The 23961-nt window shown below is 68.1% G+C and carries 22 protein-coding genes; 9 read left to right on the top strand and 13 right to left on the bottom strand.

Annotated features, from left to right (window positions below; all coding sequences use genetic code 11):
* Positions 1 to 14 precede the first annotated feature (14 nt).
* From EJ903_RS01465 to EJ903_RS01455, 3 genes are all read right to left on the bottom strand, one after another.
* A complete protein-coding gene (locus EJ903_RS01465; protein ID WP_126611412.1) occupies positions 15 to 1298 on the bottom strand; it encodes a 3-deoxy-D-manno-octulosonic acid transferase in 1284 nt (427 codons plus the stop codon).
* 124 nt (positions 1299 to 1422) lie between these two features.
* Positions 1423 to 2421, bottom strand: a complete 999-nt coding sequence (locus EJ903_RS01460; protein WP_126611410.1) for a glycosyltransferase family 4 protein — start codon at positions 2419 to 2421, stop codon at positions 1423 to 1425.
* A complete protein-coding gene (locus EJ903_RS01455; RefSeq protein WP_246015075.1) occupies positions 2418 to 3224 on the bottom strand; it encodes a UDP-2,3-diacylglucosamine diphosphatase in 807 nt (268 codons plus the stop codon). Before EJ903_RS01455 ends, EJ903_RS01460 begins: the two co-directional genes overlap by 4 nt.
* A 202-nt stretch (positions 3225 to 3426) precedes the next feature.
* On the opposite strand from EJ903_RS01455, the gene EJ903_RS01450 reads away from it, so the two are divergent.
* Positions 3427 to 4374, top strand: coding sequence for a diacylglycerol/lipid kinase family protein (locus tag EJ903_RS01450; RefSeq protein WP_246015073.1), 948 nt, complete (start codon positions 3427 to 3429; stop codon positions 4372 to 4374).
* Between the two features lie 49 nt (positions 4375 to 4423).
* On the opposite strand, the gene EJ903_RS01445 is transcribed toward EJ903_RS01450, so the two are convergent.
* Positions 4424 to 5788 carry a TldD/PmbA family protein gene (locus tag EJ903_RS01445; protein ID WP_126611406.1) on the bottom strand — a complete coding sequence of 455 codons (1365 nt, stop codon included), beginning with the start codon at positions 5786 to 5788 and terminating at the stop codon, positions 4424 to 4426.
* Between the two features lie 137 nt (positions 5789 to 5925).
* On the opposite strand from EJ903_RS01445, the gene EJ903_RS01440 reads away from it, so the two are divergent.
* Entirely contained in the window at positions 5926 to 6708 is a 783-nt protein-coding gene (locus EJ903_RS01440; protein ID WP_126611404.1) for a DUF1223 domain-containing protein, read from the top strand.
* A gap of 34 nt (positions 6709 to 6742) precedes the next feature.
* On the opposite strand, the gene EJ903_RS01435 is transcribed toward EJ903_RS01440, so the two are convergent.
* From EJ903_RS01435 to EJ903_RS01420, 4 genes are all read right to left on the bottom strand, one after another.
* Complete coding sequence (locus tag EJ903_RS01435) at positions 6743 to 7525, bottom strand: substrate-binding periplasmic protein (protein WP_126611402.1); 783 nt, start codon at positions 7523 to 7525, stop codon at positions 6743 to 6745.
* A gap of 243 nt (positions 7526 to 7768) precedes the next feature.
* Complete coding sequence (locus EJ903_RS01430; RefSeq protein WP_126611400.1) at positions 7769 to 8227, bottom strand: DoxX family protein; 459 nt, start codon at positions 8225 to 8227, stop codon at positions 7769 to 7771.
* Positions 8228 to 8400: 173 nt separating this feature from the next.
* A complete protein-coding gene (locus EJ903_RS01425; RefSeq protein WP_126611398.1) occupies positions 8401 to 9927 on the bottom strand; it encodes a UbiD family decarboxylase in 1527 nt (508 codons plus the stop codon).
* 97 nt (positions 9928 to 10024) lie between these two features.
* Positions 10025 to 10444: an Lrp/AsnC family transcriptional regulator gene (locus EJ903_RS01420; RefSeq protein WP_126611396.1), complete on the bottom strand. Its 420-nt coding sequence runs from the start codon at positions 10442 to 10444 to the stop codon at positions 10025 to 10027.
* A gap of 186 nt (positions 10445 to 10630) precedes the next feature.
* Between EJ903_RS01420 and EJ903_RS01415 the strand changes: the two genes are divergently transcribed.
* Positions 10631 to 11230, top strand: a complete 600-nt coding sequence (locus EJ903_RS01415; RefSeq protein WP_126611394.1) for an isochorismatase family protein — start codon at positions 10631 to 10633, stop codon at positions 11228 to 11230.
* On the opposite strand, the gene EJ903_RS01410 is transcribed toward EJ903_RS01415, so the two are convergent.
* Entirely contained in the window at positions 11205 to 11861 is a 657-nt protein-coding gene (locus EJ903_RS01410; protein ID WP_126611392.1) for a class I SAM-dependent methyltransferase, read from the bottom strand. The two genes, EJ903_RS01415 and EJ903_RS01410, sit on opposite strands and share 26 nt — an antisense overlap.
* On the opposite strand from EJ903_RS01410, the gene EJ903_RS01405 reads away from it, so the two are divergent.
* Complete coding sequence (locus EJ903_RS01405; protein WP_417281845.1) at positions 11860 to 12897, top strand: CHAP domain-containing protein; 1038 nt, start codon at positions 11860 to 11862, stop codon at positions 12895 to 12897. The genes EJ903_RS01410 and EJ903_RS01405 overlap by 2 nt on opposite strands.
* A 96-nt stretch (positions 12898 to 12993) precedes the next feature.
* On the opposite strand, the gene ubiA is transcribed toward EJ903_RS01405, so the two are convergent.
* Complete coding sequence (gene ubiA / locus EJ903_RS01400; RefSeq protein ID WP_126611389.1) at positions 12994 to 13917, bottom strand: 4-hydroxybenzoate octaprenyltransferase; 924 nt, start codon at positions 13915 to 13917, stop codon at positions 12994 to 12996.
* A gap of 118 nt (positions 13918 to 14035) precedes the next feature.
* Here ubiA and EJ903_RS01395 point away from each other — a divergent pair, with 118 nt between their 5' ends.
* Genes EJ903_RS01395 through EJ903_RS01385 form a run of 3 tightly spaced genes read left to right on the top strand, consistent with a single transcriptional unit; the run spans position 14036 to position 16738 of the window.
* A complete protein-coding gene (locus tag EJ903_RS01395; RefSeq protein ID WP_246015069.1) occupies positions 14036 to 14488 on the top strand; it encodes a response regulator in 453 nt (150 codons plus the stop codon).
* Positions 14489 to 14542: 54 nt separating this feature from the next.
* On the top strand, positions 14543 to 15343 hold the full coding sequence (locus EJ903_RS01390; RefSeq protein WP_126611388.1) for a 16S rRNA (uracil(1498)-N(3))-methyltransferase: 801 nt from the start codon (positions 14543 to 14545) through the stop codon (positions 15341 to 15343).
* Positions 15344 to 15373: 30 nt separating this feature from the next.
* Complete coding sequence (locus EJ903_RS01385; protein ID WP_126611386.1) at positions 15374 to 16738, top strand: glutamate--cysteine ligase; 1365 nt, start codon at positions 15374 to 15376, stop codon at positions 16736 to 16738.
* 79 nt (positions 16739 to 16817) lie between these two features.
* On the opposite strand, the gene EJ903_RS01380 is transcribed toward EJ903_RS01385, so the two are convergent.
* On the bottom strand, positions 16818 to 17378 hold the full coding sequence (locus tag EJ903_RS01380; RefSeq protein WP_126611384.1) for a DinB family protein: 561 nt from the start codon (positions 17376 to 17378) through the stop codon (positions 16818 to 16820).
* An 89-nt stretch (positions 17379 to 17467) separates the two neighbouring features.
* A complete protein-coding gene (locus EJ903_RS01375) occupies positions 17468 to 18379 on the bottom strand; it encodes a BglII/BstYI family type II restriction endonuclease (protein ID WP_126611383.1) in 912 nt (303 codons plus the stop codon).
* Between the two features lie 105 nt (positions 18380 to 18484).
* Here EJ903_RS01375 and EJ903_RS01370 point away from each other — a divergent pair, with 105 nt between their 5' ends.
* The gene (locus EJ903_RS01370) at positions 18485 to 21475 is read left to right on the top strand and encodes a hybrid sensor histidine kinase/response regulator (RefSeq protein ID WP_126611381.1); all 2991 of its coding nucleotides are present in this window, start codon (positions 18485 to 18487) and stop codon (positions 21473 to 21475) included.
* On the opposite strand, the gene EJ903_RS01365 is transcribed toward EJ903_RS01370, so the two are convergent.
* Positions 21450 to 23189 (bottom strand): tetratricopeptide repeat protein, encoded by a 1740-nt coding sequence (locus tag EJ903_RS01365; protein ID WP_126611379.1) that lies wholly within the window; start codon positions 23187 to 23189, stop codon positions 21450 to 21452. The genes EJ903_RS01370 and EJ903_RS01365 overlap by 26 nt on opposite strands.
* Before the next feature lie 172 nt (positions 23190 to 23361).
* On the opposite strand from EJ903_RS01365, the gene EJ903_RS01360 reads away from it, so the two are divergent.
* Positions 23362 to 23898 (top strand): DUF4405 domain-containing protein, encoded by a 537-nt coding sequence (locus EJ903_RS01360; RefSeq protein ID WP_126611377.1) that lies wholly within the window; start codon positions 23362 to 23364, stop codon positions 23896 to 23898.
* The last annotated feature ends 63 nt before the right edge of the window (positions 23899 to 23961 follow it).

Below are 23961 nucleotides of genomic sequence, written 5' to 3'. Positions count from 1 at the left end.
TTGCGTCTCCCCGATCAGGCGGCGGACCGGATGCCCGCCGCGCCCAAGACGGGGGCGAGGGCGTCCAGCGCGCGGTCCACGATGCGGCGGTTGTCGTCGGTCACGCGGGCGGCCCCGGCGACGATCCGGGCGCGGGCTCGCTCATCCGTCAACAGGCGGCGGGTGGCGGTGACGAGTGCTCCGGCGTCGGCCACCGGCAGGGATCCGCCCGCCGCTTCCAGCATGTGGGTGATCTCGCCGAAATTGAACATGTGCGGGCCATACAGCACGGCGCAGCCCAACAGGGCCGGTTCCACCGGATTCTGCCCGCCGTGCGGCACGAAGGATCCGCCCATGCACACCACCGGGGCGGCGCGGTAGAACAGGCCAAGCTCGCCCATGGTGTCGGCGACATAAACCGAATCCTGCGGCCCCGGCAGTCCGCCATCGGCACGGCGGACGGCGCGCAGCCCTTGGCCTTCCATCAGGGCGGCGATGGCCTCCCCCCGGTGGGCGTGGCGGGGAACGACGACGGTCAGCAGGTCGGGCAGGGCGGGGGACAGGGCGCGGTGCACCTCCGCCGCGATGTCGTCCTCGCCGGGGTGGGAACTGGCGAGCAGCCAGAGCGGGCGGCCGTCCAGCGCGGCGGACAGCGCGGCCATCGGCGCGCTGGCGGCGGGCGGCGGTTCGGCGGAGAATTTCAGATTGCCGACGCTGGCAACACCGGGCGCGCCCAGGCGGCGCAACCGGTCGGCGTCGCCCGCCGTCTGCGCCAGGGTGACGCGGAAGGTGGAGAGCAGCGCCCCGGCAAAGCCCGGCGCGTTGCGCCAGCGGCGAAAGGAGCGTTCCGACATCCGCGCGTTGATCAGCGCCGCCGGAATGGCGCGGGCGCGGATGCCCGCCAGCAGATTCGGCCAGATCTCCGATTCCGTCCACAGCACGGCGTCGGGCCGCCAATGGTCGAGGAAGCGATCCACCGCGCCGGGCAGATCGACCGGGACGTAATGATGGATCGCGCGCGCGGGCAGCCGCCGGGCCATCAACTCCGCCGACGTCACCGTGCCGGTGGTCATCAGCACGGTCAGGTCGTGGTCTTGAGCCAGCAGCCGGTCGATCAGGACCAGGACCGAATTCGCCTCCCCCACGCTGGCGGCGTGGATCCACAGCAGCCGACCATCGGGGCGCGGACGCGAGGCCACGCCGAAGCGTTCCGCCTGACGGGCGGAATCCTCCTTGCCGACGGCCCGGCGACGGTCGAGGTACAAGCGAACCGCCGGCCCGGCGATGGTGGTCAGGCCGCGATAAAGGGTGTGCAGCATGCGGCTCGGCGACAGAAACGTGACGACAACGAACACGCCGCCGGACCAGACCGGCAGCGCGAGCGTGCGCAGAGTAGCACGCCCGCCCGGTCGGCGCGATGGGGAAGGGCGTGCCGACCCGGTCTTACGAAAACGGTCGCAGGTTGGACAGGAACTGTTCCGCCGACCGTCGCCAGGAGTAGCCCAGCGCGTAGTCGCGGCATTTGTCGGCGGGGATGGTCAGCGCCCCTTCGACGGCGCGCTTCAAATCCTCGTCCAGCACGCCGGTGCCCGATCCGTTGACCACGTCGAGCGGCCCCGGCACCGGGTAGGCGGCGACCGGCACGCCGGATGCCAGCGCCTCCAGCAGCACCAGACCGAAGGTGTCGGTGCGCGAGGGGAAAACGAACACGTCGGCGGCGGCGTAATGGCGGGCCAGATCCTCGCCATGCTTGGCCCCGGCCCAATGGACGCCGGGGTATTTGCGCTGCAACTCCTCGCGCGCCGGGCCGTCACCGACCACCACCTTGGTTCCCGGCAGGTCGAGCTTGAGGAAATCCTCCAGGTTCTTTTCCACCGCCACCCGCCCGACATACATCGACACCGGGCGCGGCAAGTCGAGAAAGCCCTTGTCGCGCGGGCGGAACAGCTCGGTGTCCACGCCGCGCGTCCAGCGTTTGATGTTGGCGAAGCCGCGCCCGACCAGCGCGTCCTCGATCGTCTGGGTCGCCACCATCACCGCCGAGGACGGCTTGTGGAAGCGCCGCACCACCGCGTAGGACAGAATCAGCGGAATCGGCGCGCGGTCGCGGACATATTCGGGGAAACGGGTGTGGTAGGCGGTGGTGAAGGGCTTGCCATGCTTCAGGCAATAGGAGCGGGCGGCGAAGCCCAGCGGCCCTTCGGTGGCGATGTGGATGCAATCGGGCCGCAACGCCTCGATCATCCGCCACAGCGACCGCTTGGCCCCGATGGCCAGCCGGATTTCCGGGTAGGAGGGCATCGGCAGGGTGCGGAAGCGGTCGGGGCCGATCACCTCCACCGTGTGGCCCATGGCCTCCAACTCGCTGCGCACGGTGGTGATGGTGCGGACGACGCCGTTCACCTGCGGGTGCCACGCGTCGCTGATGATGAGGATGTTCACGCCGCCGCCTTCACCGCTGTGCGTTGCGCCATGGCTTCCGCCCAGTGGATGATCTCCAACACGCCGTTGTCGTGCTCGACCAAAGCGGTGCAGGATTCGACCCAGTCGCCGTCGTTGCAATAGAGGATCCCTTCCATGTCGCGGATCTCGGCGGTGTGGATGTGGCCGCAGACGACGCCGTCCACCTTGCGGCGGCGGGCCTCGTCGCCCAGCGCCTCTTCGAATTTGCCGATGAATTCGACCGCTGTTTTCGCCTTGTGCTTCAGGTAGGCCGACAGCGACCAATAGCGGAACCCCAGCTTGCGCCGCGCCCAGTTGAACACCGTGTTCAGTTGCAGCAGCACGACATAGGCGTGGTCCCCCAGCAGGGCGAGCCATTTGGCGTAGCGCACCACCGCGTCGAACTGGTCGCCGTGGATCACCAGCAGGCGGCGGCCGTCGGCGGTGGTGTGGATCCATTCGTCCACCACATGGACCCCGCCGAATTGCAGGCCGCAATAGTCGCGCGCCGCTTCGTCGTGGTTGCCGGGGACGTAATAGACCTGATCGCCCTTGCGCGCCCGGCGCAGGATCTTCTGCACGACGTCGTTGTGGGTTTGCGGCCAGTACCAGCCCTTTTTCAGCCGCCAGCCATCGACGATGTCACCGACCAGGAACAGATGATCCGATTCGTTGTGCTTGAGAAAATCCAGGAGATAGTCGGCCTTGCACCCCCGCGTTCCCAGATGAACGTCGGAAATGAAGATGCTGCGGTACCGTTTCACCGCCGGTGTGGCGTCCATCGCCCGCTCCATCGTCGTCATGACAAAGGCCGTTCAAATCAAAACCCGTATAGTCGCATCCGCATTGCTTGACAATGAGCGGGATAGATCGCACTTACACATTCGATGATTGCTGTGTCTCAGTCACGATGGTGAATTTTTATTGAAACATCTTTGTCGTGATGCAGTCATCAATCCGCAACACACGGCGGTCGGGCCGCCGGTCGACAGGAGCGAATCGGTGTTGGACTCCCCTTCACGGACGGACGGCGCGGCGGGCGTCGCGGACCAGACAGCCACGGCGATCCGTCGTCTGCTGGTCATTCACAACCCGGTGGCGGGCGGGCGCAAGGCGCGGCGGTTGCGGGCGGTGGTCCAACGGTTGGAGGAGCGGCACGGCATCCAGGTGCGCGTTCAGGCCACCGGCGGGCGTGGCGATGCGGAATCCTTCGCCCGCGCGGTGGTCCCTGGCGCGGTGGACGCCGTGGTGGCGGCGGGCGGCGATGGAACGATCAACGAGGTCATCAACGGGCTGGCCGCCCACGCGGCGGCAGGGCTTCCGGTTCCGTTGGGCATCGTGCCGATGGGGACCGCCAACGTGCTGGCCGCCGAATTGGGCGTGCCGACCGACGCCGACGGGGTGGCGCGTGTCCTGGCCGCCGGGCGGCTGACGCGGATTCACCCGGCGGTCGCCAACGGCCGGGTGTTTTCGATGATGGCCGGGGTCGGGCTGGACGCGCGGGTGGTGGAGTGCGTGGACACCCGGTTGAAGCGGCGGATCGGCAAGGGGGCCTATGTCGTCGAAACCCTCAAGCAACTGGCGCTGCGGCCCGATCACCGCTACCGCGTCCGCATCGACGGCGGCCCGGTGGAGGAGGTGGCGGCGGTGATCGCGGCCAAGGGGCATTTCTACGGCGGGCGCTTCGTCTGCACCCCCGACGCCCGGCTGACCGACCCGCTGTTGCAGGTCTGCCTGTTTCCGCGCGGCGGGCGCTGGAACGCGCTGCGCTATGTCTGGGGTGTCACCGCCGGGCGGTTGCACCGTTTCCCGGACTACCGCGTCGTCCCGGCGCGCGCCCTGCGCATCGAGGGGCCGGAGGGCGACGCCGTGCAGGGCGACGGCGACGTTGCCGCCCGCCTGCCGGTGGACATCGCGCTGGCGGGGTGGACGCTTCCGGTGCTGGTGGGGTAAAGGCCGTTGCGAACGGGGCGTCGGTGAACGCCCCGTTCGGTTTTGGGCGTTACAGCCCGGCGATCATCATGCCTTCGATGCGCAGGGTCGGCGCGTCCATGCCGAAGCGCAGCTCCAGGTCGTTCGCGGCCTCCAGATTCAGGAACATGTCCTTCAGATTGCCGGCGATGGTCATTTCGTTGACCGGGTGGGTGATGACGCCGTTTTCGATCCAGAAGCCACCGGCCCCCCGGCTGTAATCGCCGGTCACGCCGTTGACGCCCATGCCCATCAGGTCGGTGACGTAGAAACCTTCCTGGATGTCGGCGATCAGCTCCGCCGGGCTGCGCTTTCCGCCGACCATATAGACGTTGGCCGGGGACGGGCCGGGCGGGCCGGAGGTCCCGCGCGAGGCGTGGCCGGTGGTGGTCAGGCCCAGTTGGCGGGCGGAGCGCAGATCGAGCAGCCAGGTGGTCAGCCGCCCATCCTCGATCAGCGTGTGTTTGCGCACCGCCACCCCCTCGGCGTCGAAGGGGCGGGAGCGCAGGCCGCGCGCCACATGCGGGTCGTCGATGACGGTGATGCCTTCGGGGAAGATGCGCTCGCCGAGCTTGTCTTTCAGAAAGCTGGTGCCGCGCGCGATGCTGGGGCCGCTGATCGCCCCGGTCAGATGGCCGAGCAGGCCGCGCGACACGCGCGGGTCGAACACCACCGGCAGGCGGCCGCTTTTCATCCGGCGCGGATTCAGGCGGCGCACCGCGCGTTCCCCGGCCTCGCGCCCGATGGCGCTGGCCTCGCGCAGGTCGGCCCCGTAAATCTTGCTGTCGTAATCGTAATCCCGCTCCATCCCCGTGCCGGTCCCGGCCAGCACCGACACCGACAGCGATTGCCGCGACACCGCGTAGGTTCCGGCAAAGCCATTGGACGCGGCGATGGCGACGGTGGAGCGGCTCCACCCCGCATCGGCCCCTTCGGAGTTGGTGACACCTGCCACCGCCATCGCCGATTCCTCGGCCTGGCGGGCGCGTTCGATCAGGATGTCCAGCGCCGGTTCGACCGGATCGAGCAAATCCAACTGATCCAAGGCGGGGTAGTCACGGGCGATCTGGTCGGGGTCGGCCAACCCGGCGAAGGAATCCTCCGGGACCACGCGGGCCATGGCGACGGCGCGCTCGACCAGTTCGGCCAGCGCCCCGGCGCTGCGGTCGGAGGACGAGACGATGGCCTGACGCTTGCCGACGAACACGCGCAAGCCGAGATCGCCCGATTCGGAGCGTTCCAGCTTTTCCGTTTCACCCAGGCGCTGGCTGAGGGACACCGACGCGCTGTCGAACAGCACGGCGTCGGCGGCGTCCGCCCCGGCGGCGCGCGCCTTGGCGATCAGGTCGCCCAGCAGATTGAGGATCTCCGGCTGGTCGTTCGGGCTGGCGGGCATCGGGTTCTCCGGTTGGTCTTCCTCTTGTCTAGCAAATGGGAGGTCCGCACGGAACCGGGAAGGGGCGGGCGGGCGTTCACGCACCGCTCGCGGGCTTGTGATTGGCCGGAGGAGTGGGCAACGGATAAGGTTCGGTCATGTCACAGAAACGCCCCTTCCGTCGATTTGCCCGTGCCACCGCACCGCTGGCCACCCTGCTGACGGCGGCGGCGCTTGGTTGGTCCGTCGGCGCGGCCGCTCCCAATCCGGCCCCGACTCCAGCACCCGCCGCGCCGGTCCTGGTTGAGCTGTTCACCTCGCAGGGCTGTTCGTCCTGCCCGCCCGCCGACGCCTTTTTGAAGGAACTGGCCGAGCGCGACGACGTGATCGCGCTGTCTTTCCACGTCGATTACTGGGATCGGCTGGGCTGGCGCGATCCCTACGCCAACAGCTGGAACACCCGGCGGCAGCACACCTATCAGGCCGCGCTCAGCCAGCCTTATGTCTACACCCCGCAAATGGTGGTGGGCGGGCGGGAGCAGGCGGTGGGGGCCGACCGCGCGACGGTTGGCCGCATCCTGGACCGACAGCGTCGGGAGGGCGCGGCGGTCGCGCTGTCGCTGGAGCGGGTGGACTCGGGGCAGGCCCGGTTGGGGATCGCCGCCGCACCGGGCTTGACCGGTCGGTTGACCCTGTTCGGCTTCGACCGCAAACCCGACACCGACGTCAAGGCGGGGGAGAACGCCGGACGGCGTCTGTTGAACGTCAACGTCGTGGCGGTGACGGAGGATCTCGGACGGTGGACGGGGGAGGCGGTGGACCGCGTGATCCCCCTGCCAGAAGTCAAACCCGGGCGCGGCTACGCCCTGGTTCTGACGCAGGAGGGCGGAGCGCCCGCGACCCGCGTGTTGGCGGCGGCACGGGTGCGCCCGCTGCCCTGACTTGGGAACGGCCCGTTGGCGTTCTGCCCCCGATTCAGCGCCCGATGTGCTCCTTGGCGTGGGCGATGAAGTCGTCGGCCAGCGCCTTGTAGGAGTAGGCTCCCTGCGACGCCTCCAGCGCCTTGAGGATCATGGCCTTCTTGTCCGCCGCAATCCCCCGGTGCATGGCGGTGTAGATCGGTTGGTCGGGGTCGCCGATGCGGATGGGCAGCGCCTTGATCCGGTCCAGAACGCCTTCCTTGGCGGCGGCGTAGCGGATCGAGTCGCCATAGACGAAGTAAAGCCCCCACAACCGATCCAGCAGCAGTTTGCGCACGGCCACGACGGGGGCGTCGCTGCCGCCATGCTCCTGCAACACCAGACTGCCGATGTTGTCTTCCATGAAGGGCGGCAGGAAACCGGCCAGCAACTTTCCAATCGGTTTGCCCTTGATGTCGTCCACGCTGGTGATTTCGGTCATCGGGTTGTCCTGGCGCACCCAGATGACCTGATTGAAGGACCCAATGGGAATCGTCGGAAAATCGAACCACTCCCGCCGCTCCTTGTTTGGAAACAACTGGCACCAGGCATCGATGTCACCCTTGCGGGCGGAGTCCAGCAGGCGGGCAAACGGTTCCGGCCCCACCCATTGAACCGTGAAGCCGCCACGGGGGGCCAGGTGCTTTTCCCAGATTTCAACCAGCGGTCCATAGGGTTTCCCGGCCTTGTCGGTCGCTATGGTCGGCGGGTAGTCAAAATAACCAACGCGCACAACCGTTTGGGAGTGAGCTGGTGCGGTAAAGGCCAGCCCAAGCAGAAGAACAAGCCACTTCGTCATTCTGCGCCCCCTTTGCAGGCGGAAAAGGATGGATTGTTGCGCAAATAGACTTTTTTGTTGCTGAGAGCTTGGAGCGTGTCGAGCAAAAATTGTTTGTTCGTCAAGCGATTGTTGCACGAACGACCACGACCGACAACGGCGATGGCCGCCGGAACATGGCGTTGCCAAAACAAACACCCCCACCCCGCAGCACAAGGGGGTGGGGGCGTTCAGCCTGCATGATCGGTTGGTGGGCTTCCGTCATCACGCGGTCTGGCGTTGCTCCACCCCGTCGAGCGCCGGGATGGTCAGGGCGAAGGCCCCGTTGCCCAGCAGGGCTTGGACCGCCAGCAGAACCGTCCAGAAGGCCGGGAATTCCCAACCACCGTTGGGGGAGGCGAACATCCAGCCGTTGCCGACATGCTGGAGCGTCGCACCGATCATGATCGGCAGCAGGGCCAACGCGATCCAGCGGGTGAAGACCCCGGCGATCAGCAGCAGCCCGCCGCCCACCTCGCCCAGGATGACCAGATAGGCGAAGAAGCCGGGGTAGCCGATGCTCTCGAAATACCCCACCGTTCCGGCGACGCCGAAGGTCAGGACCTTCAGCAGAAAGCCATGGGCGAGGAACAGGGCACCCAGGGCGACGCGCAGGATCAGCGCGGCGTAGGGGGCGGTGCGGGCGTCGATGGTGGCGGCGGTCTGGGCGGTGGCGGTGGTCATGGTCGTGATCTCCCTCGTCTCGGTCGGGTGTCTCAGGGTTGGCCCGGTGGCGGGCGGTTCGTCTGAGAGGGAGATTACGCGTTTCTTTTTCCGCGATAATCGACGATTTTCAGGACGTCACGTTCCATTTTCAGCAACAATTATCTCGGATAAACCCGCCTCCGCCCAACCCGTCACTTCCAAATCGGCCGACCGCTGCCGGGCAGGCCGTAGAGGTCCCATTTCCGGCTGACCTGATCGACCACGCCCTGGTCCATGCGGATCTTCTCACCCCATTCGCGCTTGGTTTCCGGCGTCCATTTGTTGGTGGCGTCCAGGCCGACCTTGCCGCCCAGTCCCGATTCGGGGCTGGCGAAATCGAGATAGTCGATGGGGGTGCCTTCGATCACCGTGATGTCGCGCGCCGGATCCATGCGGGTGGACATGGCCCACATCACGTCCTTCCAGTTCCGCGCGTCGATGTCGTCGTCCACCACGATGACCCATTTCGTGTACATGAACTGGCGCAGGAAGGACCACACGCCCATCATCACCCGCTTGGCGTGGCCGGGGTAGGCCTTCTTCATGCTGACCACGGCGATGCGGTAGGAGCAGCCTTCCGGCGGCAGCCAGAAATCGACGATTTCCGGGAATTGCTGGATCAGCAGCGGGATGAACACCTCGTTCAACGCCTCCCCCAGCACCGACGGTTCATCGGGCGGGCGGCCGGTGAAGGTGGAGAGGTAGATCGGGTTGCGGCGCATCGTCATCGCGGTGACGGTGAAGACCGGGAAGGATTCGACCGAGTTGTAATAGCCGGTGTGGTCGCCATACGGCCCCTCGTCGGCGTATTCGTCCAGGCTGACATGGCCTTCCAGGATGATTTCGGCCTGGGCCGGGACCTTCAGCGGGATGGTCTTGCAATCGACCAGCTCCACCTTTTTGCCGCGCAGCAGCCCGGCGAACTGGTATTCCGACAGGGTGTCGGGGACCGGGGTGACGGCGGCCAGGATGGTGCCGGGATCGGCCCCCAGCACGACGGCGCAGGGCAGCGGCTCGCGCTTGCCGCCCTGCTTGTCCTGATGGGCGGCCCAGCGGTGATGATGCTGCGCGCCGCCGCGATGCTTCAGCCAGCGCATGATCGTCTTGTTCTTGCCCAGCACCTGCATGCGGTAGATGCCGAGGTTGAAATCATCCTCGCGCTTGCCGGTCGGCCCCTTCGTCACCACCAGCGGCCAAGTGATGAGCGGGGCCGGTTCGCCCGGCCAACAGCTTTGCACCGGCAGGCGGCCCAGATCGATCTGGTCGCCGGTCAACACCACCTCCTGACAGGGGGCGGAGCCGACGGTCTTCGGCTTCATCGACAGCACGGTCTTGGCCAGCGGGATCAGCTCCAGCGCCTCGCGGAAGCCGCCGGGCGGCTCGGGCTGTTTCAGGAAGGCCAGCGTTTCGCCGACGGCGCGGAGCTGGTGCGGCTCGCGGTCCATGCCCCAGGCGACGCGCTCCACCGTGCCGAACAGATTGACCAGCACCGGCATCTCCGACCGCGTCCCGTCGGCCTTGATGACGTTTTCGAACAGCACCGCCGGGCCGTTTTCCGCCAGCAGCCGGGTTTGGATCTCGGTCATTTCCAGCACGCTGGACACCGGCTCCTTCACCACCACCAGCCGCCCGGCCTTTTCCAACCGGTCGATGAAATCGCGCAACGAGGTGTAGGGCATGGTGCGGGGGTCCGTTGGGTTGGTCGTGTGGGGAGAAGATCGACGCGAATGGCCGAAGGTCAAGCCTTGCGGTGCGGGTGCGGCAACGCGGTGGGCGTCAGCCGAGGTGATGGTCCAGCACGATGAAGGTGGAAACCTCGGCGATTCCGTCGATGGCGGCGATGGCGGCGCGGGCCTGTTCGAGCGGGGCGACGCCGTCGCCCTCGACCCGGACGATCAGGTCGATGGCCCCGGCGACGGAGTGGATCTGAACCACCGCCGGGATGGTTTTCACCCGTGGGACCAGTTGGGCGCAGTGCCGCCCCGGAGCCAGGCGGATCAGCAGATGGGCGGTGGATCGGCGTTCCGCCGCGCCCTCCACCACCGTGAAGCCGGTGATGACGCCGGAATCCTGCAATTTCGCCAACCGCTCCTGCGTGGCGCTGCGCGACAGGCCAAGATCGCGGGCGAGCGCCACCAGGGACCGGCGCGCGTCCCGGCGCAGCAGCGACAGCAGCAGGCGATCCTTGTCATCCATGGGCGATGGTTTCCGCTGATGTGGTCTTGCTGAGTCGTGCGTGTCGATTCACCCGCAGGCGGACGGGCGGTCCGACCGGCAAAACGCCGGTGCGGGCGGCATCATGCCGATTGGAACCGGCGGCGGCAAAGGCAAAGCTGGCGGCCTGTTCGCCACCTCAACCGTCCGTTCCAAAGGGAAACCATCATGACGCTGGATCTGAGCGGGGCCGTTCTGCTGCCCATCGACCTGCAACGGGGATTCGAGGATCCCGCCTGGCCGCCGCGCTGGAACGAGCGGGCCGACGCGCTGGGTCGGGCGCTGCTCGACGGCTGGCGGCGGGCCGGGTTGCCGGTCATCCATGTCCGCCACGATTCGGCGGAACCGCGCTCCACCCTGCGGCCCGGACAGCCGGGGAACGCGTTCCGTCCGGGATTCGCGCCGCTGCCGGGCGAAGCCGTGCTGTCGAAAAGCGTCAATTCCGCCTTCATCGCCACCGATCTGGATCTGCGGCTGCGGCGGTTGGGCGCGCGTCGGGTGGTGGCATTCGGGATTTCGACCGACATGTGCGTGTCCACCACGATTCGTACCGGGGCGAATCTGGGCTGGCCGATGATCCTGGCCGCCGACGCTTGCGATTGCTTCGATCTGCCCGACGGGGCGGGAGGGGTGATTCCCGCCGCCACCGTCCACGCCGTCCATGTGGCGACGCTGGGCTACGAGTTCTGCACGGTGGCCAGCGTCGCCGACATCCTCGCCGCGTTGGCCACCGCACCGCCGGTCATTCCGGCAGCAGACGCCAAATAACGGTGTCGCGAGTCTCACGGTCTTCCAACTCCAGCGAGGTGGGAACGGTGTAGCGCGCCACCTGTTCCAGCCCGCTGGTGGGGACATAGGCCCGGCCCGGATCGCCCAGCAGCACCAGCGTGCCGGTCGCGGCGATTCGGCGCAGCCACGCCGTCACCTTCTCGGCCATTGGTTTTTCGTAACAGACGTCGCCCGCCAGAACGACGTCGATGCCGGGCAGATCGCGCCCGACCAGATCGACGCTGACCGGCTTCACCGCCACCCCATTGGCCTGCGCGTTCAAGGAGATGGCGGCCAGGGAAAAGCGGTCGATGTCGCAGGCCTGCACCCGCGCGGCCCCGGCCAGCATCGCCGCGACCCCGACCACGCCCGTGCCTGCGGCGAAATCGAGCACCGATTTTCCCGCAACGAGATCGGGACGGTCCAGCAACAATCGAGCCACCGCCTGCCCACCTGGCCAAGCGAAGGCCCAATAAGGCGGAGGCAAATTCTTCTCCACCAAGGTTTCCTCTGTGGCCAACCACAGGGGAGTGACTTCGGTCGCAAGATAAAGCTTGATTTCCGGCAGCAAAGCCGTGGTCGTCAGGGCCGTGTTGTCGCGCACGAAATCGGACGGGGTGCTGTTGTTCATGCCAGGAGTCTCAATGGCTTCCGCAGGTGCCGGGGAATCCGTCGGCGGCGCACCGCCTATACAGCGATCAAACGGTGTAGACAGGGGCGCAAACCCTGTGTTACCCGTTTGTAAGGGTAAAGACAAAGGGAATGGGGGAGTCATGCGGCCGAGGGGAACCGCCATAAGCCTGTCGTTCGCGGCTATGATCGCGTTCAGCCCTTTCACCGTGTCCACGGCCGCCGCTCAGGATTGCGTGCGCACCGTGCGCGCGATCTCCGACTTCACCATTCGCGGCGACGCCTGGACCTGGTGGAATCACGCCGCTGGGGTCTATGACCGCGAAAGCCACCCCGCCGTCGGCTCCGTTCTCGTCTTCAAGCGCACCGGCCACATGCGCCGGGGGCACGTGTCCCTCGTCAGCGCGGTCATCGACCGCCGCACCATCGAGGTGGATCACACCTGGATCAACGGCGACGGTCTGCGCCGTGGCATGCGTGTGGTTGACGTTTCCCGCAACAACGATTGGTCCTCCGTTCGTGTCTGGCATGAGCCGACCGACCAGATGGGCATGCGCGTCTACGCCTCCTACGGCTTCATCATGCCGGAAGGCGAAAGCGACGCGCCGAAGTCGCGCGCGCTGGACGCGGGCGACCGGGGCATGGACACCGATTTCTCCGTCGCGCCGTCGGGCCGTGCCAAGGCGCGCGCCCCCGGCCCGCGCATGATGGAAGCCTCTCTGAACAACGCGCGCCACGCCGCGCCGTCGCTCAAGCCGCGCGTCACCGTGGCCCACGCGGTCGCCGCTCCGGGCCGCAAGCCGCAGGCGGCGATGGTCGCCGCCGCTCCGGTCGTCGCTCCGGCCAAGGCCACCACCGGCAAGGCCGAGCGGGTCGATGTCGCCGCGCTGACGCCGAACCGCAAGCCCACTCTGCCGACCAACCTGAAGAACATGGTGGCGTCGGTCGATGGCCTGCGCACCCTGATGCCGAATCGCAAGCCCGGCTCGACCACCAGCGTCAACGCGGTGGCCGAACTGGTGGAGGACGAGCGCTGATCCGGCGGTGATCGGGCTCGAACACAGTGAAACGAACAAGCGGGGCGTTTGCCCCGCTTTTCTTTTGCCCGGTTTCCCCGCCGCTTGCCCGGTCTGTTACAGCTTGCCCGCCAGGATCGCGGCCAGAACGAGCCAGCCGAACCAGCGGTTCGATTTGAATTTGTCCAGGCAATCGGTCTGATCGTCGGGTCGCCAGGTGGCGACCTGCCAGGCCAGATGCATCCCGGCCAGCGTCAGCACCGGCAGATACAGCCCGCCCAACCCGTGCAGCAGGCCGGTCAAGCCCAACCCGGCGTAGGTCAGGCTGTAAAAGCCGTAAATCCAGATCTTGCTCTGGTCGCCCAGCCGCAGCGCGGTGGATTTGACGCCGATGCGGGCGTCGTCCTCCTTGTCCTGGTGGGCGTAAATGGTGTCGTACCCCAGCGTCCAGACCAGCCCGGTGGCGTAGAGCACCAGCGCGGGCAGGCCGACGTCGCCCTGCACCGCCGCCCAGCCCATCAGCGCGCCCCAGTTGAAGGTCAATCCCAGAAAGGCCTGCGGCCACCAGGTGATCCGCTTCATCAGCGGGTAGGTGAAGACCAGCGCCAGCGACAGCACGCCCAAGCCGATGGCGGCGGGCTGAAGCTGGAGCAGGATCGCCAACCCGACCAGCAATTGCGCCACCAGAAAGGCCAACGCCTGCCGGACCGACACCTGACCCGACGGAATCGGGCGGCTGCGCGTGCGCTCCACCATCGCGTCGAACTTGCGGTCGAGGATGTCGTTGACCGTGCAGCCCGCCCCCCGCATCACCAACGCCCCCAGCCCGAACAGCGCCATCAGCCACAGGTCGGGCCAGCGCGGGGCCGCCAGCGCCAGACTCCACCAACAGGGAAACAGCAGCAGCCAGGTGCCGATCGGGCGGTCAAGCCGGGCCAGGGTCGCGTAGGGCCGCCACGCGGCGGGCAGCCAACGGCCGATCCAGCCATCGCGGCGGATGTCGGTGTAACCGGCGGAGTCGGGGGTGGGGGCGCTGGTCATGATGCGGTGGGGCCAATGAGGGCGATGGGTGGGGCGATCGGGGAGGGTGGATTGAGGCCGCACCCTATCGGGCGGGGGCGGTTGCGTCCAGCCTGGGGCAAGAAAGGCTTGCCAGCGCGTGCCTGGACCCGATACTGGCGCGCAACGCATCAACGGCAACGGACCGCCCACCCGCATGACCCTGGACACCGCGCCCGACCGGCTGGCCATCATGATCGACGACGACGCCATCATCCTGACCGGCATGGAAATGATGCTGGACAGCTGGGGCTATGGCGTCATCGCCGCCGACACCGGGGCGGGGGCGCTGGCGGCTTTGCGCGCGCGCTCACCGCTGCCCACGCCTTGCGTCATCATTTCCGATTACCGCCTGCACGGCCTGTCGGGGGTGGAGACGGTGCGGGCGATCCGCGCCCTGTGCGGCGCGTCGGTTCCCGCCATCATCCTGACCGGCGACGCCGGGGCCGATCTGGTCGCCGCCGCGCAGAGCGATGGCTTGACCGTGCTGCACAAGCCGGTCGCCCCGGCGGAGCTGCGCACCCACATCGACCGTCTGGCGGGCCAAGGCTGATTCGCGTCGCGGATCGTCACAATGGCGGTCGCGAGACCGCGTAAAAGGGATGTCATGACCGAACCGTCGCAAAGCCCCGTCCGCACCCGCCTCTATGTGGACAGCCCGCTGGCCGCCGACCAGTCGGTCGGGCTGGATCATGAGCGGGCGCATTTCCTGCGCCACGTCCTGCGGCTTGATCGGGGCGATGCGGTGGCGGTGTTCAACGGGCGCGACGGCGAATGGCGCGCGGTGATCGACGGATTCGGCAAGGGCTGGTGCTCGCTGACCGTCGTCGAGCAGCGCCGCCCGCAAAGCGGATCGCCCGATCTGTGGCTGCTGTTCGCCCCGCTGAAAAAGGGGCGCATCGATTTCGTGGCGGAAAAGGCGACCGAAATGGGCGTGTCGCGCCTGATGCCGGTCTTCACCCGCCGCACTGACCCCAACCGGGTGAACAGCGACCGCCTGCGCGCCAACGCCGTCGAGGCCGCCGAACAGTGCGAACGCCTGAGCGTGCCCGACCTGACCGAGCCGCTGCCCCTGTTCCGCGCGCTGGCCGATTGGCCGACGGACCGCAAGCTGTTCCTGTGCGCGGAGGCCGGGACCGCCCGCCCGATCGCCGAGGCCATGCGCGCCACGGGACCCTGCCCGGCGGCGGTGCTGATCGGGCCGGAGGGGGGGTTCGACCAGTCCGAACTTGACGAACTGGGGAAACTTCCCTTTGTTGTTCCGGTGGGTTTGGGGCCGCGCATCCTGCGGGCCGACACGGCGGTTGTGGCGGCGCTGGCTTGCTGGCAATCCCTGTCCGGGGATTGGACGGCCGACGGCGGTGACACACGACCGCCTTTCCGTTCGTCAGCCGAACCGACGGCCTGACATCAGAGTCACCTTTCTGCGGGAGTTTCCATGTCCGCACCCCCGACAACGCGCGGTGAACCGATCACCGACCGCCGCCAACTGGTCGCCTATCTCGAATCGGGGTGCAAACCCGCCTCGGCCTGGCGCATCGGGACCGAGCACGAGAAATTCGCCTACCGCGTCGCCGACCACCGCCCGCTGCCCTATGACGGGCCGGACGGCATCCGCGAGCTGCTGACCCGCCTGACCCGCTTCGGCTGGACCCCGGTGGAGGAGAAGGGCAACATCATCGCGCTCGTCGATGGCATGGCGAACATCACGCTGGAGCCGGGCGGACAGGTGGAGCTGTCGGGCGCGCCGCTGGAGACCCTGCACGAAACCCACGCTGAACTGTCCCAGCATCTGGCCCAGGTGGGCGCGGTCGGGGCGGAGCTGGGCATCGCCATGATGGGCTTGGGCTTCCAACCCAAATGGACGCGCGATGACATCCCGTGGATGCCCAAGGGCCGCTACGTCATCATGCGCAACTACATGCCCAAGGTCGGTTCGCTGGGGCTGGACATGATGACGCGCACCTGCACGGTTCAGGTGAATCTCGATTTCGCGTCCGAAGCCGACATGGTGAAAAAGTTCCGCGTGTCGCTGGCCTTGCAGCCGATCGCGACGGCCCTGTTCGCCAACTCGCCCTTCACCGAAGGCAAGCCGAACGGTTTCCAGAGCTTCCGCAGCCACATATGGACCGACACCGATCCCGACCGCACCGGCGACATCCCGTTCGTTTTCGAAGACGGTTTCGGCTTTGAACGCTACGTCGATTATCTGCTGAAGACGCCGATGTATTTCGTCTACCGCGACGGAGCCTACATCGACGCGTCGGGTCAGTCCTTCGTCGATTTCCTGAATGGCACGCTGCCCGCCCTGCCGGGTGAAACGCCGCTGCTGACCGATTGGGCCGACCACACGACCACCGCCTTCCCGGAGGTCCGGCTCAAGAAGTATCTGGAGATGCGCGGGGCCGACGCCGGCAGCCTGCCCAACCTGTGCGCCCTGTCGGCCCTGTGGGTTGGTCTGCTGTACGATGACGCGGCACTCGACGCCGCGTGGGATCTGGTGAAGGGCTGGACGACGGCGGAGCGCGCCAGCCTGCGCGCCGAGGTGCCGCGCCACGGACTGCGCACCCCCTTCCGCGACCGGACGGTGCGCGACGTCGCCCTGGAAACGCTGGCCATCGCCCGCAGCGGCCTGACCCGCCGCGCCCGCCTGAACGGGGCCGGGCAGGACGAAAGCCGCTACCTCGACACACTCGACGCCATCCTGCGCGACAACCGCAGCCCGGCGGACGAGTTGCTGGCCCGGTTCAACGGGGCCTGGGCTGGCTCGGTCGATCCGGTGTTCACGGAGTTTGCCTACTGAACGAACCACAATGCCCCATTGTGGGCACTCGCGGCACGGATGACGCAGACAGTTGCCTGTCATCCGTGCCGCGCGGTTTTCAGCGATCCTTCCGGTACACGTCCCGCAGGAACACCGGCAGATCGTTGGACGCGGGCATGGCGGGAACCTGATACATCATGTCGCCGACAAAGCCACGGTGGTAGGTGCCGTGGTTGACGACGTGGAGAACGATCTCTTCGCGGGTCATGGCACCGTCGCCGCCGCCCACGAATGTGAAACGGATCAGCGCGGCCAAATCCGTTTCCGTCCAGGAATCAACCTGATCGATGTACCAGCGATCCATCTCCTGGACCGCCCGCCACAGGGTGTCCAGCGGGGGCGTTTCTTCGGTGTTGCGGGCGGTGTAGCCGTGTTTGCGCCCCTCCAGGTGATGCCTGAAAATGTCATCGACGACAAACACATGGTTCAGCGTGTGCACCATGTTGCCAAAGCGGGTCGGGCGCTGGCGGGTGGCTTCCCCGTCGGGCAAGGCCTGAACGCCGGTGAAGGTCAGGTCATTCGCCCACGCCTTGTAACGCACGAGCATCCGCAGCGTTTCCAGGGCGGAGGCGCGGGACGGGACTGCGGTGGCCGTGTTGCCTGAGGTGCTGCGGTCCATAGGCTTTGTCCTGATCGATTGCGTGAGGTGAAAGGCGTTGGATCAACGCAGAAGCTGCGTTGTGGGAGACGCGGGCGTTTCGGTTGGCGTCACCCCATCTCGTCCTCGTCGTCGTGCCCGTCGATGTCCAGGGACACGGCGTGGCGGATCACCGGGTGGCGGGCCTTCCAGTCGTCGAAATCCGACACCACCGCCGGGCGGATGCCCAGCGCCAGGATGGGGCAGCCGCCGCCGCGACCGGCGTCCAGCCGGTAGAGCAGCTTTTTCATCCAGGTGGTGCTGGAGCCGTATTTGTTCTGGAAATTCTTCATCTCGACCCGGCGCGCCACCTCGGTGAACAGGGGGGCGAGTTCGGCGCTGCGGGTCAGCAGCACACCGGCGCTGACGATGCCGCATTCGTAGAAGGTGCGGGCGGCGTAGAGGTCGCGGTCAAAGGTCTGGTCCTTGCTGTTCCATTCCAGATCGAAGGCGACGCGGCCTTTGACGAAGTCGATCTTGTGGCCGTCGATGAAGCCCTGCACCTTGTAAATCTCGTCGTGCTGGCGCTGTTCCGTCACCGTCTGGCCCCGGTTCTTGCCCGCGATCCGCCGCTTTTCCTCGTGGGTGACGATCATCTTGGTGATGAACAGGTCGCCGCGAATCCGCGTCTCGTTCCAGCCCAGCGGGTTGAGCATCTGTTCCATCGACTTGGCGATCTGCGATTTGTTGCCGCCCGCCGCCACGATGTCCTCGGTGCGGATGCGGAAGGCCATCAGCCGGGCGGTGATCTCCGCAAACTCCGCCGGGCAGGCGTGAGCCAGGATGCGGGCGGCGTTGCGGTAGCTGTGCACCTCGTACAGATCGAGGAACCCCGGCGGGAACAGGTCGCCCAGATCGGAATCCTTGGCCTCGATGATCGGGGCGGTGTCGTGGATGCAGCTCAACAAATTCATGGCGGGCGGCTGGGTCGGGAAGGAGATGGGTCGGACCCCACCATGGCGGTTGCGGAACCGCAAATCCATCCTTTCCGTGGGTTGCCTTGCGGGCGGGGGGCGACTGGCACCGGCTTGGCCCGCTGTGGTATCGTCGCCGCGCGGGACGCTGCTGGCGGTGGGGCGGGGGTGGGGATGAGCGACGAGTTTCTGTTCGCCGACGAAGAGCCGACGGTTGACGCCGCTGTCGCCGCTCCGGAACCGGAGCCGGTCGAACCCTGGGTCATCCTGATCGTCGATGACGATCCGGCCATCCACGCCACCACCAAGATGGTGCTGCGCGGCTTCACCTTCGAAGGTCGCCCGGCGCAGTTCCTGTCGGCGGGCACGGCGGCGGAGGCGCGCGCGGTGCTGCGCGACAACCCGGCCATCGCCGTGGTGCTGCTCGACGTGGTGATGGAATCCGACGACGCCGGCTTGCGGCTGGTCCGCCACATCCGCAGCGAGCTGAACAACCGCCGCGTCCGCATCATCCTGCGCACCGGCCAACCGGGCCAGGCCCCGGAACGCGACGTCATCCTCAGCTACGACATCAACGATTACAAATCCAAGACCGAGTTGACGGCGCAAAAGCTGTTCACCTCCGTCGTCGCCGCCCTGCGCGGCTATCAGGACATTTCCGCCATCGAGGATCACCGCGAAGGGTTGGAGCGGATCCTGGAGGCCTCCTCCTCCCTGCTCGACAAGCGGACGATGGCGGCCTTTGTCGACGACGCGGTGGCGCAACTGGTTGATGTCTGCCCGCTGGGCGACGGGGTGGCGCTCGTCAGCGGCTGCGCGGGGCAGACCGGCAACCCCCGGTTTCTCGGCGGGGCCGGGCAATACGCCACGGCGGTGGGGAGACCCCTGGCCACGGTGCTGCCCGAGACGGCGGTGTCCCTGCTGCGCGACGCGCTGGCCGACGGGCGGAACCGGTACGAACGGGCGCACAGCGTGCTGGTCTTCCGCTCCGGCTCCCTGGGGCACAAGACGGCCTTCTATCTCAACCACCGGCGGGCGCTGTCGGCGGACGAGCGGCGGCTGATGGAGGTTTTCTGTTCCAAGGTCGCGGTCGGTTTCGACAATGTGCAGCTTTACGAGGAGCTGACCGAGCTGAACCGCAGCCTGGAGCAGCAGGTGGAGGACCGCACCCGCGATCTGGTTGCCGCCACCGACGCGGCGGAGACGGCGCGGGCCGAAGCCGAAGCGGCCAATCAGGCGAAATCCCTGTTCCTGGCCACCATGAGCCACGAGATCCGCACGCCGATGAACGGTGTCCAGGGCATGTTGGAGCTGCTGGAACACACCAGCCTGACCACCGACCAGCGCGAGTTGGTGGATGTGGTCCGCGATTCGGCGGGCGCGCTGCTGACCATCATCAACGACATCCTCGATTTTTCGAAGATCGAGGCCGGGCGGCTGGATCTGGAGCGTGTTCCCGTTTCGCTGGCGGCGGTGGTCGAGGGGGTGGCCGACACGTTGGCCCCCGGTGCCCGCGACAAGGGCCTGTCGCTGAAAACCTTCGTCGATCCCGATCTGCCGCCGCTGGTGCTGGGTGATCCGGTGCGCATCCGGCAGGTGCTGTTCAACATCACCGGCAACGCGGTGAAATTCACCCCCAGCGGGTCGGTGACGGTCAAGGCGGAGCTGGCCCGCTTCGACGGCGACCGCGTGGGCATCCGGGTGGCCGTGACCGACACCGGCATCGGCATCGCGCCCGAGGATCAGGCCCGCCTGTTCCACCCCTTCACCCAGGCGGAGGCGTCCACCACCCGGCGCTTTGGCGGAACCGGCCTTGGCCTGTCGATCTGCCGCCGCCTGGCCGAATTGATGGGGGGCGAGATCGGCGTGTCCAGCGCGCCGGGGGCCGGTTCCACCTTCTGGTTCACCGTGTCGGCCGCTCTGCCCGCCGAGGAAACGGTGGTCGAGGTCGAGCCGCCGCTGGCCGGTGTCAGCGTGCTGTTGCTGATCCCGGACGATGCGGAACGCGGCTTCCTCGCCCGTTATCTGAACAGCGACGGTGCCCTGGTGGTCGACGCCCCCGACGCCGCCACCGCCTTGAACATCCTGTTGCCCAACGCCGCCTGTGACGTGGTGGTGATGGACGCAGGGGTGGACACGCGGCCTTTGAACGGCGATCCGCGCGGTCGGGTGCGGGGGCGGGTCGTGCTGTGCGGGCCGGGCGATGTGGCCCCGGCGGACAGCGCGGGGATCAACCGCCCGGTGCGGCGGTCCCATCTGGTCCGTGCCGTGCTGGCGGCGGCGGGGCGGGTGGCCCCGGTGGAAGCGCCCGACTCGTCCGCCATTCCTGCGGCGTTGCCGTCCATCCGTCCGCCGACGGTGGAGGAGGCGCGGGCGCACGGCCGCTTGATCCTGGTGGCGGAGGATCACCCGACCAACCGTCTGGTCATCCAGCGGCAATTGGCGATGCTGGGCCATGCCATGGAGATGGCGGAGGATGGCGCGGAGGCACTGGCGATGTGGCGCAACGGGCGTTACGGGCTGTTGCTGACCGATTGCCAGATGCCGGTGATGGACGGGTTTGAACTGACCCGCGCCATCCGCGCCGAGGAGGCGCGGGCGGGCGACGGCCGCCGCATCCCCATCGCGGCCGTCACCGCCAACGCGCTGGAGGACGAGTTGCAGAAGTGTTTGGCCGTCGGGATGGACGACAGCCTGTCCAAGCCGGTGGATTTGACCCAACTGCGCCGGGTGCTGGACCGTTTCCTGCCGCCGGTGGCGGGCGTGGATTCGGCTCCGGCGGCGGACCCGCAGCCGGTCGCACCGGTTCCCGCGCCGGTGGACCTCCCGCCGCTGGACATCGACGCGCTGGCCGGGCTGTTCGAAGGCGACCTGGAGTTCGTCCATCAGCTTTTGGGTGAGTTCATCACCTCGAACGAAGCCTCCCATCGTTGGCTGGGCGAGGCGCTGGCGGCGCGGAATTGGGGCGACGTCCGGCAGGCGGCGCACAAGCTGGCCGGATCCTCGCGCACGGTCGGCGCGCGCGATCTGGCCGCCGCCGCCGACGCGGTGGAACTCGCGGCGGTGGACCGGCGGCTGGACGGGATGGATGGGATGGTGGCACGCGTCGGGCGGGAACTGGCGCGGGTGGTCGCCTGGATCAGGGCGTCGTCGCCCGCGCCCTGACCAGCGCGTCCACGGCGGCATCCAATGCGGCCGCCACCGCGTCCAGAACCGGGGTCCAATCCTCGCCCAAGGTCGGTTGGCGGAACAGGCGGACGGTCGGATACCACGGGCTGTCGTCGCGGTCGAGCAGCCAGCGCCAACAGCCGTCAAAGCGCGACAGCACCCACACCGGAACCCCCAGCGCCCCGGCCAGATGGGCGACGGCGGTGTCGACGCTGATGACCAGATCCAGACGCTGGACCAGCGCGGCGGTGTCGGCGAAATCGCGGGCGGCGGCGATGTCGCGCGTCCACAGCCGCCCGGCAAAGGGCGGGGCGTCAGCCTGGGCGGCGGCGCTGCCCTTTTGCAGGCTGACCAGCCGCAGACGGGGATGGTCGAACAGCGGGGCGAATCCACTCAGAGGCAGGCTGCGGCGGGTGTCGGCGTGGCTCCACCGGGCGTCGTCGCGGTGCGGATCGCCCGCCCACACCAGCCCGACGGTCAGGCGCGCCGGGTCGTCCGGCAACTCGGGCTTGCGGGCGTCGGCGGGCGGGCGCAGATAGGGGACCGCGTTCGGGCAGCGGTCGGGCGTGGTCGCGAACAGGCCGGGGGCGTCCATCATCGGGCAGAGCCAATCAGCCTTGGGCGCGCTGCCCAGCGGCACGGCGGCGCTGACGCCGGGGGCCTCGGCGAACAGCCGCACCAGCGCTGGCAGGCATTCCACCACCACCCGGCCACCGGCCCGCGCGATCAGCGGGGCGTAGCGGATCATCTGGATGGCGTCGCCGTGCCCCTGTTCCCCGTAAAACAGCAGGGTTTGGCCGGTCAGCGGCTCCCCCCGCCAGCGCGGCGGGGCGTGGGCGGGCAGGGCGACGCCGCGCGCGAAGCGGACGGCGAAGGACTCCCACCCCGCCCGCCAATCCCCGGTGATGAGCTGGGCGTGGGCGAGGTTGTAGCGCGGATCGACCGCCGCCGGGTCCAGCCGCACCGCGCGGGCGTAGGCCGGGACGCTGTCGCCGTGCCGCCCCTGGTCGCCCAACACCACCCCCAGATGAAACCACGCGGTCGCCTCCGCCGGGTCGAGCGTCAGGGCGGTGCGGTAGAGGGCTTCGGCGGCAGGACGATCCCCGGCGATCTTGGCGGCGTCGGCGCGCGCGCGGCGCAGCGCGGCGTCGGCGGGCGCGTCGGCGATGGCCCGGCGGATCGCGGCGTCGGCGGCGGGGTGGCGGGCGTCGAGCAGCAGCGAGGCCGCCAGCCGGGTGATGGCGGCGTTGGCCGGGTCGAGCGCGCTGGCCCGGCGGATCGGAGGCACGGCGTCGCCCGGCGCGCCCTGGTCGCGGGTCGCCACCGCCAGGTTGCCCCAGGCGAGCGGGTCATCCGGTTGGATCAGGGCGGCGGCGCGGTAGGCGCGGGCGGCGATCCCCGGCTGGCCGTGATCGTAGAGGGCATCCCCGGCGTCGCGCAGCCCGGCGGCGGCGGCGGGCCAATCACCGCGCACCGCCTTGCCCAGATTGCCGCGATAGCTGGCCGCCGTCGGGTTCAGCGCCGCCGCTTGCCCGATCAGGGCCACCGCGTCCCGCACCGGGCCGCCTTGCTGCGCCCGCAGGATCCCCAGCAGATGCAGCGCGTCGGCGTGCAGGGGATTGGCGCGCAGAAGGGCGGCGTAGAGGTCGGCGGCCTCGGCCAGACGCCCGCTCTGGTGCAGGCGCAGGGCGTCGGTCAGGGTGTCGGTCATGGTCGGTCGGTCCTGAACGGGCGGGGGCCTGAGCGGGTGGGTCTGCGGTCGGGCTGGGGTGAGTCTCTGTTACACTCTGTTGCACAGCGGCGCGAGAGCGGACATCCCCCTGTTACAATTGTGGACAATCCTGAGGGGCATCACAACCGATCTCATCACAGGACACGCCATCATGGCCATCGCCTTCAAACCCACGGCGTCGAAACCCACCGCGTGGAAAGCCATCACCCGCAACGTCGTGACGCCGGTGACGATCGTCACCTTTGTGGTGTCCACCATCACCGGGGTGATGCTGTTGCTCCACTGGAACGCCGGTCTGGTGCGCTTTTCCCACGAATGGCTGAGCGTGGTCTTTTCGGCGGTCGGGCTGTGGCATCTGGCGAAGAATTGGGGGGCGTTCCTGGCCTATCTGAAGCGCAACGCCGCCGTCGCCGCCTTTGCCGTCAGCCTGCTGCTGTCGCTGATCTTCACCGGCATGACCGGCTCGACGAGTCAGGTCAACCCCGGCGCGGTTTTCGGCGCGCTGTCCCGCGCCCCGCTGGCGGCGGCCGCCCCCGCCTTTGGTCTGTCACCGGACGAGGCGATCACCCGCCTGCAGGCGTCGAACATCGAAGCGGCCAGCGGCGAGACCCTGGCGGTCATCGGCACCCGGTCGGGCGTGGGGGCGGCGGGGGTGGTGTCGATCCTGGCGACGCGCAAGACGCCGTGATCGACGCGCGGGATGAGGGCCGCCCCCACTTGCCGAACGGGGGGGAGCGGCCCCATCTTTGTT

The sequence above is a fragment of the Azospirillum griseum genome (assembly GCF_003966125.1).
Classification (GTDB): domain Bacteria; phylum Pseudomonadota; class Alphaproteobacteria; order Azospirillales; family Azospirillaceae; genus Azospirillum; species Azospirillum griseum.
Note: the sequence above shows the minus strand (reverse complement) of the source record. Positions and strands in the feature narration are given on the sequence as shown.